The organism is Pseudokineococcus basanitobsidens (genome assembly GCF_037482545.1).
Lineage (GTDB): Bacteria > Actinomycetota > Actinomycetes > Actinomycetales > Quadrisphaeraceae > Pseudokineococcus > Pseudokineococcus basanitobsidens.
In genome coordinates this window covers 54,778-65,985 of record NZ_JBBIAA010000009.1, presented here as the reverse complement: position 1 = coordinate 65,985, position 11,208 = coordinate 54,778, and the positions used below count along the sequence as shown (strand labels likewise).

The 11,208-nt window shown below is 71.8% G+C and carries 8 protein-coding genes and 1 pseudogene; 3 read left to right on the top strand and 6 right to left on the bottom strand.

Annotation, left to right across the window (positions count from 1 at the left end):
• The first annotated feature begins 59 nt into the window (after window positions 1–59).
• Entirely contained in the window at window positions 60–230 is a 171-nt protein-coding gene (locus WDZ17_RS09790) for a CsbD family protein (protein ID WP_339574965.1), read from the top strand.
• 206 nt (window positions 231–436) lie between these two features.
• Window positions 437–1,729 carry a Fic family protein gene (locus WDZ17_RS09785; RefSeq protein ID WP_339574964.1) on the top strand — a complete coding sequence of 431 codons (1,293 nt, stop codon included), beginning with the start codon at window positions 437–439 and terminating at the stop codon, window positions 1,727–1,729.
• A gap of 30 nt (window positions 1,730–1,759) precedes the next feature.
• Here the strand turns inward: WDZ17_RS09785 and WDZ17_RS09780 are convergent, their stop codons facing one another.
• The 6 genes and pseudogenes from WDZ17_RS09780 to WDZ17_RS09755 all read right to left on the bottom strand — a co-directional run bounded on the left by WDZ17_RS09780 (window position 1,760) and on the right by WDZ17_RS09755 (window position 10,585).
• Window positions 1,760–3,301, bottom strand: coding sequence for a class I SAM-dependent DNA methyltransferase (locus WDZ17_RS09780; RefSeq protein ID WP_422631937.1), 1,542 nt, complete (start codon window positions 3,299–3,301; stop codon window positions 1,760–1,762).
• Window positions 3,302–3,340: 39 nt separating this feature from the next.
• Window positions 3,341–4,246, bottom strand: a complete 906-nt coding sequence (locus WDZ17_RS09775; RefSeq protein WP_339574962.1) for a hypothetical protein — start codon at window positions 4,244–4,246, stop codon at window positions 3,341–3,343.
• A gap of 253 nt (window positions 4,247–4,499) precedes the next feature.
• Window positions 4,500–5,546: a Fic family protein gene (locus tag WDZ17_RS09770; protein ID WP_339574961.1), complete on the bottom strand. Its 1,047-nt coding sequence runs from the start codon at window positions 5,544–5,546 to the stop codon at window positions 4,500–4,502.
• Between the two features lie 60 nt (window positions 5,547–5,606).
• Window positions 5,607–6,557: a restriction endonuclease gene (locus tag WDZ17_RS09765; RefSeq protein ID WP_339574960.1), complete on the bottom strand. Its 951-nt coding sequence runs from the start codon at window positions 6,555–6,557 to the stop codon at window positions 5,607–5,609.
• Window positions 6,554–7,783, bottom strand: a pseudogene (locus WDZ17_RS09760) (restriction endonuclease subunit S); the annotation flags it as partial. The pseudogene WDZ17_RS09760 and the gene WDZ17_RS09765, both read right to left, overlap by 4 nt.
• A 39-nt stretch (window positions 7,784–7,822) precedes the next feature.
• The gene (locus WDZ17_RS09755; RefSeq protein ID WP_339574959.1) at window positions 7,823–10,585 is read right to left on the bottom strand and encodes a type I restriction endonuclease subunit R; all 2,763 of its coding nucleotides are present in this window, start codon (window positions 10,583–10,585) and stop codon (window positions 7,823–7,825) included.
• Window positions 10,586–10,730: 145 nt separating this feature from the next.
• Between WDZ17_RS09755 and WDZ17_RS09750 the strand changes: the two genes are divergently transcribed.
• Window positions 10,731–11,072: a hypothetical protein gene (locus WDZ17_RS09750; RefSeq protein WP_339574958.1), complete on the top strand. Its 342-nt coding sequence runs from the start codon at window positions 10,731–10,733 to the stop codon at window positions 11,070–11,072.
• The last annotated feature ends 136 nt before the right edge of the window (window positions 11,073–11,208 follow it).

Below are 11,208 nucleotides of genomic sequence, written 5' to 3'. Positions count from 1 at the left end.
GCGGCGGGTGCTGCCTACCGTGGTCGGAGGAAGATCCACCGACCAGCCGGAGGTACGAGATGTCCGCAGGCGACAAGCTCAAGAACATGGTCCAGAAGGGCGTCGGGAAGGCCGAGGAGGCCGTCGGCAAGAAGACCGATGACGCCGAGCTCCAGGGCCAGGGCCAGAAGGACCAGACGATGGGCGACGCCCGTCAGGCCACGGAGAAGGCCAAGGACGCCTCCAGCTGACGTCCCGCGGGTCTCCTGACCCGCAGCGCCTCGACGAGGGGCCGGCACCGAGACGGTGCCGGCCCCTCGTCGCGTCCGATCCAGGTCCGGGTCATCGACGTCTGGGGCGTATCCCTGCACGGCGGGCTCCTCGGTTCATGTCTGACGGCTAGACACGAACGACTGCAGCCGTGACCCTCGGATCTCGCACATCCGGAGGAGGCGTCGTGGCGGGGTGGAGCCAGGACTGGTGGGACGGCTCGTCGGTGAGCGGCCTGCCTGCCCGTGACCGCCGATCCGGCGACTACCGGCGGTACCTGCCCGACCCGCTCGCCGGGAGGCCCTTCCACGCGCCGGTCTGGCTGGAGCGCAAGGCCGCGGCCGTGGAACGGCGGGTCCGCGACCTGGGGTCGGCCCCCGGCGTGGAGGGCCGCGAGGGGGTGGCCCGGTTCCTCCTGCGGTCGGAGGCCATCGCCAGCAGCCGGATCGAGGGCATCGCCCCCTCCCCGCAGCAGGTCGCCCTGGCCGAGCTCGCCCAGGAGGAGCCCTTCGCCGGTGTCGCCGAGCAGGCGCGACTGGTCGCCAACAACATCGCGGTGCTCCGCTCCGCCGCCTCGGACCTCGCGACGGCGGACGAGGTGACCGTCCCCGACGTCGAGGCACTGCAGCGCGCGCTCCTGCCCGAGGAGCGGTACCACGGGCTGCGAGCCGTCCAGAACTGGATCGGCGGGTCGTCGTGGCATCCCCTGGACGCCGAGTTCGTGCCACCGCCCGCGGCGGACGTGCCCGAGCTCATGGACGACCTCGTCACCGCCGTCAACGGCTCGGCGCAGGCACCGCTGGTCCAGGCGGCGCTCGTCCACGCCCAGTTCGAGACGATCCACCCCTTCACCGACGGCAACGGTCGTGTCGGCCGTGCGCTCGTCCACACGGTGCTCCGGCGACGGGGTCTCACGCCGTCCGCCGTGCTTCCCGTCAGCCTCGTCCTGCTCACGCTGGGGGACCGCTACGTGGAGGGGCTGACGGCGTACCGGTACGGCGGAGACGTGGTGGGTGAGGAGGCTCGGAGCGGCACCACGGCGTGGCTGGATCTCTTCCTCGAGGCTGCCGACGTGGCCGCCTCCCAGGCGGCTGCCCTCACGGCGGACGTCGCCGCGCTCCGGCGGACGTGGGGTGAGCGGGTGAAGGTGCGACGGGACGGCGAGGGGCGCCGGGCTCCTCGTGCCGACTCGGCGACCGCTCGGCTGCTCCGGCAGCTGCCCGAGGCTCCCGTTCTCACCGCGAGGGCGGCGCAGCGCCTGCTCGGCGTCGCCTTCGACAACGCCCGCAGCGGACTCGAGGAGCTCGCCGAGGCCGAGGTGCTCCAGCGGCGGAAGGTCGACCGCGGCACCACCGCCTACCTCGCCGGCGAGGTCTTCGACCTCCTCGGGCACACGGAGCGCCGCCTCGCGAGCACGCAGTGGGACACCCGGCTCTCGCCTCCCGTGCGGCCGGTGCCCGCCCGGCCGCAGCAGCCGTGAGAGCCGCCGACTCCCGGGCGGACGGCCGCGTCAGTCGACGACCGCGGCGCCCTCCGCCCCCTCCGCGGCGGCGGCCTCCAGCGCCGAGGCGACGGCCTCGAACTCGGCCAGCGCCGCGGTGAGGTCCTCGACGATCTCCCGGGCGATGACCTCGGGGGCGGGCAGAGAGTCCAGGTCCTCCAGCGAGGCGTCGCGCAGCCAGGTGATGTCGAGGTTGGCCTTGTCGCGCGCCAACAGCTCGTCGTGGGCGAAGGAGCGGAAGCGCTCAGACTCCGCGCGCTCGCCGCGGGGCCGGCCAGGCTTGTAGGAGGCGACGAACTCGTCGAGGTGATGGCGGCGCAGCGGGTTCTGCTTGAGCGTGAAGTGCTGGTTGGTCCGCAGGTCGTAGACCCAGAGGCGCTCCGTCCACGGCCGCCCGTCGCTGCGGGCCTGCCGCTTGTCGAAGAAGAGCACGTTCGCCTTGACGCCCTGCGCGTAGAAGATCCCCGTCGGCAGCCGCAGCATCGTGTGCAGGTCGAAGTCACGCAGCAGGCGACGGCGGAGCACCTCGCCGGCGCCGCCCTCGAAGAGCACGTTGTCCGGCAGGACGACGGCGGCGCGCCCGTCGATCTCGAGCAGGCTCATGATGTGCTGCACGAAGTTGAGCTGCTTGTTCGACGTCGTCGCGACGAAGTCCTGGCGCTCGATCTCCCGGTCCTCGCGCACCTCGCGGCCGTCGGCGCCGACCATCGTCAGCGACGACTTGCGCCCGAAGGGCGGGTTGGACAGGACGACGGTCGCCCGCCTCGACGGCGGGGCGATGAGTGAGTCCCGCACGTCGATCGGGCTGGCGCCGGCCGGGTCGCCGATGCCGTGCAGCAGCAGGTTCATCGCGGCCAGGCGGGCGGTGCCGTCGACGAGCTCGACGCCGTGGACGAGGTCGTCGCGCAGGTGCGTCCGCTGCGGCGGCGTGTAGTCACGGGCTGCTGCCGAGTGGGCGACGTGCTCGTGGGCGGCGAGGAGGAAGCCGCCGGTCCCGGCCGCGGGGTCGCTGACGGTGTCCGCGACGGTGGGGTCCACGCAGTCGACGACGGCCTCGATGAGCGGGCGCGGCGTGAAGTACTGCCCGGCACCGGACTTGACGTCCTCGGCACCGCGGGACAGCAGCTCCTCGTACGCGTCGCCCTTGATGTCGGTGCCGGTGCCCGACCAGGCCTCCTGGTCGATGAGGTCGACGACGAGGCGCCGCAGCTTCGCCGGGTCCTGGATGCGGTTCTGCGCCTTGCGGAAGACGGTGCCGAGGACGCCGCGCTCACGCGCCAGCTCGCGGAGGATGCGCGAGTAGGTGTCCTCGAGGTCCTGCCCCTCGGCGTCGAGGAGCGTCTGCCACGACAGCTCCTTGGGCACGATGCGCTGCTTCGGTGCGCTGTCGCGGCTCGCGAAGGGGTTGGCGCGCTCGTCGCGCTCGTGGGCCATCTTGAGGAAGAGCAGGTACGTCAGCTGCTCGGTGTACTCGATGGTGCCGACGCCGTCGTCGCGCAGGACGTTGCAGTACGACCAGAGCTTGTCGACGAGGCGGCGGGCGTCGGTCACGGTCACTGGCCCAGTGTCGTGGACGGAGGACGTGCTGGGTCACCCGAGGGACGTGCTGACGACTCCTCCGTTCGCTTGCAGGTCTGTCTCGGAAACGGAGATCTCACCGCGGTGCGTGACCTCGACGGTGTAGAAGTCGTCCGTCGGTACATCCAGCGTTCCGCTGTAGACGCAGGTGCCCCAGATGAAGTCGTGCTCTTCCCACTCGTCGTAGGGGATCGAGTAGTCGTCCGGCGGCACGACGCTGCGGTGTTCGCCGCCGGAGGGCAGTCTGAGGAAGCGGCCCTCCTTCAGCTTGCCAGTACCCGTGATGCTGCCCGAAGCCCCTCGAACGGTGATCGAGGCGCCGATGCCTATATCGCTGTAGCCGTCGGTGCCGCTCGTGTCACAGGCAGGCTCCGGCTCCCCGAGCGTTACGTCATGGCTGACGATCTGGATGAGGTCCATCTCGACGGTGATGCTGCGTCGGCTTGCGGCTCGCGAGTCTGCGGACGTGCCGCTCTCCCTCGTGGGGGTGGCAACTGCGGCAGTTGGGGGTACAGGTGCGGCGGATGCCGCTGCTGCAACGGTGGACGTCTCTGACGAGGGCGGCGTCGACGGGCTGGGTGGCGTAGCGGTTGTCGCGCTGGGCGAGGGAGGGCGAGAGGAGGCCTCCGGGTAGGGCACTGCGAAGGAGTAGCTGACGGCGCCGCTGACGCCGTCCGCCGTCACCGTGGCCAGCTGGACGAGGTGCTTGCCTGCGTCGAGTCCCGAGAGCTGGTAGGTCAACGCGTCGCCGAGGAGGTCCACCGGCTCGTCGGTGTCGACCCAGAGCCGGTAGCCGGTCAGGTCGGGAGTCTCAGAGGCCGTCCAACGCAGCGTGGTCGTGGTGTCACCCAGCTCGGCTGTCAGGTCGGTCGGGGGCTGCGGCTCCGTGGTGGTCGGGGCGACGACCGGCGCGGACATCGCCACAGGTTCGACGCCCCCGCAGCCGGCGAGGACGACGAGCCCGCCCAGGGCGACCGCTGCGGCAGCGGCGCGTGTGCGCCCTGGCGTGCCGAATTTCTGCCGTGCCATCGTCCAGCCCCCCCGAGTCGCGTGCTCTTGCTCAGCCCTCTCGTCGACGGAAGCCGGTGGGCTCATGAGGCGCGGAGGGGCGTGTCCACCGGTCGGCGTCACCCCGGGAAGGCGGACGGGTGAGCGGGACCACCATCCGAGGTCAGCGGCGCGTCCAGGTGGCCGATCGACCCGTCCCGTCGCTGGCCACGCGCTCCTCGGCGCGGAGGTCGTCGAGCGCGTTGCGGATCGTGCCGTCGCTGATGCCGGGGAGGGCGGTGCGGATGTCGGCGATGCTGAAGGTCGTCGGGGCCTGCTCGAGCACGTAGCGCTTCACGCGGTCACGCTTCCCGCCGGCTTCTCTCGACGACCCGGCACGCTGGGCGAAGAGCTCGTAGGACCGGGCCACGGTGCCGGCGAAGTAGCGCAGCCAGGGCCAGGGGTCGTGCTCGCCCTCGTGCCAGCCGTGCGTGGAGGCGAGCAGCGCGGCGTAGTAGTCGGTGCTCGTGTCGGCGATGAGCTGCTCGAGGCTGACGTACCGCGCCACGCCGTAGCCCACGTCCGCCAGCAGGGCGTTGGTGAGGATGCGAGCGACCCGACCGTTGCCGTCGTCGAAGGGGTGGATGACGAGCAGGTCGAGGACGAAGAGACCCGTCAGCAACAGCGGGTGGTGGACGTCGCGCTCTCGCTCGTCCCGGAAACGACCGACGAGCTCGTCCAGGAAGTAGGGAGTGGCCTGGGCACTCACCGGGTGGAAGCGCACCCGACGGGTCCCGTCCGGGAGGCGGTCGACGACGAGGTTGTCGGAGGTCTTGAGCGCACCCCCGGTCGCGGTGGTCCGCTGCAGCAGGAGTCGATGGAGGTGGAGGACGAGGCCGACGTTGAGCGGGCGCCAGTCGTCGACCCATAGGTAGTCGAGGGCGTCGCGGTAGCCGGCGAGCTCCGACTCGTCCCTGGTGCGGAGAGTCGTCGCCGACCCCGCGATGATGCGGTCAGCCCGGCGGTCGTCCGGGACGACCACCCCCTCTAGTGCCGAGCTGGCCTTGACGGACTGCACGCGCGCGCGGAAGGCCAGCTGCTCCAGCAGCCCCGGGAGCTGCGCGACGTGCAGCGCCTCCTGGCCCTGGCCCCGGTCGACCGTGGAGGTCAGCCGGACGACGTCACCGGGGACGGTGGCGATGAGGCGCGTCTGCGCGTCGAAGCTCCGCACTGAACCTCCTAAGTCAGACCGCAAACCTGGTAAGCGCGGTCATGCTTGAGAGGTTACGGCTCACAGGGCCTCGAAGAAGTCCTCGTCGAGGCGGTGCAACGTCACGGTCGTCTCCGCCTGGACGCCGACGCCGTGGCGGAGCATGAGGGCGGCGAGGCGGCCGCCGTCGACGAGCTCGATGCGGTGACTCACCCTCTCGGCCGTCTCGAGTGCCCCCTTGGTGAACGTGCTCGTCGTGATGAACACACCCCGGTCGCCCTGATTGCTCGCGAGGGCGCCGACGAAGCCCTGCAGCTCGGGACGGCCGACGGTGTGGCCGGCGGCGTAGCGCTTGGCTTGCAGGTAGATGCGGTCGAGGCCGAGCGGGTCCTGGCTGATGATCCCGTCGATGCCGCCGTCGCCGGAGGCGCCGGAGTGCTCGAGCTGACCCGCCCGGCCGTAGCCCATGGCGCGCAGGAGCTCGAGGACCAGACGCTCGAAGTCCGTGGGGGTGAGGGCCAGTGCGCGGTCGAGCAGCTCGCCCTCGACGGCCGCCCGGTTCTCGGTGACGGCCTGGGCCAGGAGGTCCTGCGGCGACGCGGCCGCGGTGACGTCCGGGATCTCGCCGGGCGTCGCCGTCGTGGTGCTCGCGACGGGGTCGACGGAGGGCGGCGTCGCCTCGGCCGAGGTGCGGCCCCGGAAGTCGCGGTAGGCCGCGAACGCGGAGAGCACCGTCATGTCCACGCGCTCGGGGTGGGTGGCGAGGACGTCGGCGCCGGCGTCGGTGAGCACGAGGTGGCCGCGCTGCGGCCGGTGGACGACGCCGGCCTGCGCCATGTGCGTCACCGCCCAGCCCACGCGGTTGACGATCAGCCGCGCGCGCCCGCTCGGCAGCATCTGCACCCGTTCCGCCTCGGTGAGCTCGAAGAGGTCGGACATCCGCTCGGTGAGGTCCCGCACCCGGTGCGGCTGCCGGTCGACGAGCTCGGCCAGCAGCGGCCGCATGAGGGTCTGGAAGTCGGGGACGGTCACGTCGCCGCCTCGGTGAGCTCCTCGGCGACGTCCATGTCGCTGGACCGGCCGGTCAGTCGGCCGGTGAAGGCGGCGGTGAGGAGGGCGCGGCGTAGGCCTCGGCCGCGTCGCCTCGCCGCCCCGACCGCCTCTCTCAGACGATTGCTCTCAGTGTCGAGAGCGGCCACCTCGGCGATGACTCGGTGCTGGTCGGCCAACTCGGGTAGGGGAACCGCCAGACGCACGTACTCGGACGCCTTGATGTTGCGGATGTTGGTCGACGCCTTCTGCATGCTGAGGGTGTCGCCGCGACTGTGCAAGTGGTTGAGGTAGAGGTGGAGGAAGCGAGGTGCCACGCGGCGGGCGTCCGGACGCATCAGCTGCATGAAGTTGGCGCACACGGATTCTTGAGTGATGGCCTCGACAATACCGACGCGCCCGATGGGCTGCTTCGGCCCCCCGCCGGACTTCTCCAGCAGGAGATCGCCCACATGCAGGCGTCGGCTGGCGAGTTGACCAGCCGAGACAGAGCGTTGCGCGGCGGTGCTCTCGTCGAGCCGGCCACCGGGACGGAGCTCCGTCACGCGGAGCACTGCCACGTCGACAGCCTCTTCGCCTGGTGCGCTACCCCAGACGCCGCCGATCGAGACGTCGAGAAGGTCATCGAGCACCGTTTCTCGGTGCCCGGTTGCGGTGAGGAGTCGCTGCACGGCCGACAGGCGCATCGACTCGATGCGGGTGTGTGTCGGGACGAGGTAGGCGTCGGCGGCGTCGAGGCGGGAGAGGTGGTCCTCGAGGACGGCGACGATGCGCCGCTGCTCGTCGAGCGGCGGCAGCGGCAGCGGCAGCGCGCGAAGTCGCTGCTGAGGCAGGTGCGCAATGGTCGACCCGGTGGCGACGCTGGCCAACGTCCCGTCGTCGGCGTACCGACGGAGCAGGTGGCTGAGGTACCGAGGCTCGAGGGCGGCGCGGGGACGAATGCGGTGAAGGGCCTTCTGGTAGGCGAGGTACTCGCTTCGGCCATGCCAGATCGCGTTGCGGCCGATCTCTCCGCCTTCGCAGACGAGCAGGTCGCCTGGAGCCACGGCGAAACGCTCGAGCTCGTCATCGGCGATCTCCATCGTCAGCAGGTCGTTGAGGTCAATACGCCCCCACTGCACGTTGACGTTGCGGAGGTACGGCACCTCGCGGTGACCGCGCGTCCTGCCGCGGTCGAGCATCTTTCCGAGCGCGGTATCGGCGACCTCGTCGAGCCGACGTTGTCCGCCAGCCCTCCGGCAAGGCCGTCACGCCGTCAGCTCCCGGTTCAGCTCGTGGAACAGCTCGACCCCGCGGTCGCTGCCCAGCGCCCGCAGCAACCCGTCCTGGCCGCCCCGCTCGGTGAAGGGCGCCGTCTCCAGGTCGTCGGGGCCGATGCCGGCGGACGCGGCGATGACGTCGGCCATGCGGTCCAGCCACCACCTCTCGTCGTCGGTGAAGGCCGCGCCGGCCTGCTCCTGCTGGCGCAGCCAGGCGGCGTAGCGCTCGGCCACGCGGTCGGCGTACGGCACGAGCTCGTCATCCTGGCCCAGCGTGAACCGCAGCAAGGACACGAGGTCGGTGAGCCGGCTCTTGTCTCGGTGCCGGACCCGGCCGACCTCGACCACCTCGTAGGCCCGCCACAGCAGGTCGGGCGTCCAGCGGTGCGGCGGACGCCTGATGCGGTTGGCCAGCTCCTCGACGTCCGCGAACGACAGGTGGCGGTCGCGCGCCTCCTCGAGCACCTGCAGCGCGGTGATCTCGTCGCGGTGCTCACGCAGGTACGCCGTCCAGCTCTCCACCACCGAGCGGGCACGGTCGGTATCGACCACGCCGCCGGCGTCGAGGAGGACGTCCTCGCTCACCTCGTCGACAACCCGGTCTTTCGCCCGGCGCAGCTCGAGGATCCGCTGCCGCAGCGGCGGGTTGGCCGCCAGCGGCTCGGTGGCGCGCTCCAGCAGCTCGGTGACGGCCTGGTCGGCGGCGTCCCCCTCCAGCCCGGCGCGGACGCCGGCCTGCACGTCGGGGTCGACGGCGTCGACCAGCCCGCGGACGACGTCGCGCAGCGAGCCGCCGGCGACCTCGTCGAGCTCGGTGCGCTCGGCGGGGGAGAGCTGCAGCTCCAAGGCGGACAGGCGGGAGGCGAGCGTCGCCGTCTCGTCCTCGGTGAGCGTGAGGTTCGCCGCGCGGTCGAGCAGCTTCTGCAGCGAGGCGCCCTTCTCGCGGTTCAGCGGCGGCTCGACGAAGGCGTGCTCGGTGACGCCGACCGCGTCGACGAGGACGAAGCGGGTCTTCTCCCGGGCGTCGGGCGTCACGGCCTGGTACTCGGCGGGCGCGATGGTCCGGGCGCCCCGTCCCTTCATCTGCTCGAAGTACTGGGCGGAGCGCACGTCCCGCAGGAAGAGCAGGCATTCCAGCGGACGGACGTCGGTGCCCGTGGCGATCATGTCCACCGTCACGGCGATGCGCATGGCCGCCGTCTGGCGGAAGTCGTTGAGCGCCCTCTTCGGGTCCTGCGCGTTGTAGGTGATCTTGCGGACGGCGTCGTTCCCCATGCCGAAGACCTGCCGGGCGGTGGTGACGACCTCCTCGGCGTGCGCGTCGTCCTTGCAGAACACCAGCGTCTTCGGCACGACGCTGCGCCCGGGGAAGATCTCGGTGGGGAGGCGGTCGCGGAAGGTCTCCAGCACGGTGCGGATCTGGTCGGTCGACGTCACCGCCCGGTCCAGCTGCGGGCCGGTGTAGGCGAGCTCCTCGTCGAGCTCGACGTACTTGCGCTGCCGGGTGCGCCGGTCGACCGTCGGGACGACCGTGCCGGCGTCGATGACGGAGCCCTGCTCGCTGATCTGCGTCCGGATCCGGTAGACGTCGAAGTCGACGTTGACGCCGTCCACGACCGACTGCGGGTAGGTGTACTCGCTGACGAGGTTCTGCCGGAAGAAGCCGAAGGTCTGCTTGCCCGGCGTCGCCGTCAGCCCGAGGACGTGCGCGTCGAAGTACTCGAGCACCCCGCGCCACACCCCGTAGATGGAGCGGTGCGCCTCGTCGACGATGACGAGGTCGAACGCCTCCGGCGGGACGGCGGCGTTGTACGGCGCCTCGACGGGGCGGTCGGGCACGTAGTCGTCGACGCCCGGGTCGTCCTCGGTGCCCGCCTCCCGGCCGCGGAGCACCGCGTGCACCCGCTGGATGGTCGAGATGATGACCGAGCTGCTGCCGAGGGCGCCGGCGCTCGTGAGCTTGTCGACGTTGTAGATCTCGGTGAAGCGGCGCCCGTCGCCCGGCGTCCGGTAGTTCTGGAACTCGGCGAGCGTCTGGTCGGCGAGGTTGTTGCGGTCGACGAGGAAGAGGACCCGCCGCATGCCGCCGTGCTGCAGCAGCCGGTAGACCTGCGTGATCGCCGTGAAGGTCTTGCCCGCGCCCGTCGCCATCTGCACGAGCGAGCGGTCGTGCTGCTGCCGGGCGAGGGAACGCTCGACGCCCTCGATCGCCGTCACCTGCGCCGGACGCAGCCCCTCGACGCTCAGGGGCGGCAGGTGGCGGACCTTCGCGCGCCACGTCGCCCGGTCGGGGTCGGCCTCCGCGTCGCGGACGACCCGCGCGAGCGTCGCCGGCTGCGGGGGGTGGCTGACGAGCCGGGAGCGCGGCGTCGGGTCGTAGCCGTTCGTCAGGTGGGTCTCGGTGCCGCTGGACTCCAGCACGAAGGGCAGCCGCCCGTCCGTCGTCACCGCCTTGAGGCGCACGTCGGTCGGCAGGCCGGTCGCGTACATGGCCGACTGCCACTCGACGCCGGACAGGGTCGTCCCCTCGGGCTTGGCCTCGAGGACGCCGACGACGCGCCTGTCGACGTAGAGCAGGTAGTCGGCACGGCCGTGGCCCGCTGCCATCGGCACCTCGCGGACGGCGACGCCCTGTGCCGCGAAGAGGTTGGTGTCCGACCGGTCCTGGACGTCCCAGCCGGCGGCGCGCAGCTGCGCGTCGATCAACGCGCGGGCGCGCGCCTCCGCCGCCACGTGGCCCTGCGCGCTCATCACTCCCCCTCGAGGTGGCGGGCAGCACCGGCGCCCCCGCGCGGCACCGTAACCGGAGACGGCCGCGGTGGTCCGGGCGTTGGCCCGCGCGGCGGCCCGTCCCGTCCCTACGCTGCCCTCCCTGGGGCCCTCGGCAGGAGGACGGATGACGCTCGTGGTGGTGCTCGCTCATGTCTTCGGCGTGTCGTGGGGCGTCGTCATGTCGCACGCCAGGGGACCGGGCGGGACGGGACTCCTGGCGGGGGCGGCGTCGCTGCTGCTCCTCGTCGGGGTTGCGGGAGCGCTCGCGCTCGACGTGTCGTCCACGCTCACCCCGGCCGTCGCGGGCGTCGCGGCCTACGTCCTCTCGGGGGCCTACGTCTGGCGCCGCAGCCCGCTCCTGGACGGGGAGGGCTACTGGTTCCGGGTGTGGTTCGTGCTCAAGGACCGCGGTGACCTCCAGGCCGCTGAGGACGAGCGTCAGGACCGGCTCGCCGCCTCGACCTGATCGCGTGGACCCACGACGCGGTCATCCGCGTCCTGGGTCCACACGTCCGCGGCGTCGTCGCCGTCGTCGTCGTCGGGGCGCCGCGGCGCCGTACGGTGCCCGGCGTGGAGCTCGTGGTCGCGACGAACCCCGACCC

Coding starts and splice junctions, on each gene's coding strand:
- WDZ17_RS09755 (WP_339574959.1), bottom strand. CDS start 10,585: ATGAGCGCGCAGGGCCACGTGGCGGCGGAGGCGCGCGCCCGCGCGTTG.
- WDZ17_RS09750 (WP_339574958.1), top strand. CDS start 10,731: ATGACGCTCGTGGTGGTGCTCGCTCATGTCTTCGGCGTGTCGTGGGGC.
- WDZ17_RS09775 (WP_339574962.1), bottom strand. CDS start 4,246: ATGTCCGCGCCGGTCGTCGCCCCGACCACCACGGAGCCGCAGCCCCCG.
- WDZ17_RS09790 (WP_339574965.1), top strand. CDS start 60: ATGTCCGCAGGCGACAAGCTCAAGAACATGGTCCAGAAGGGCGTCGGG.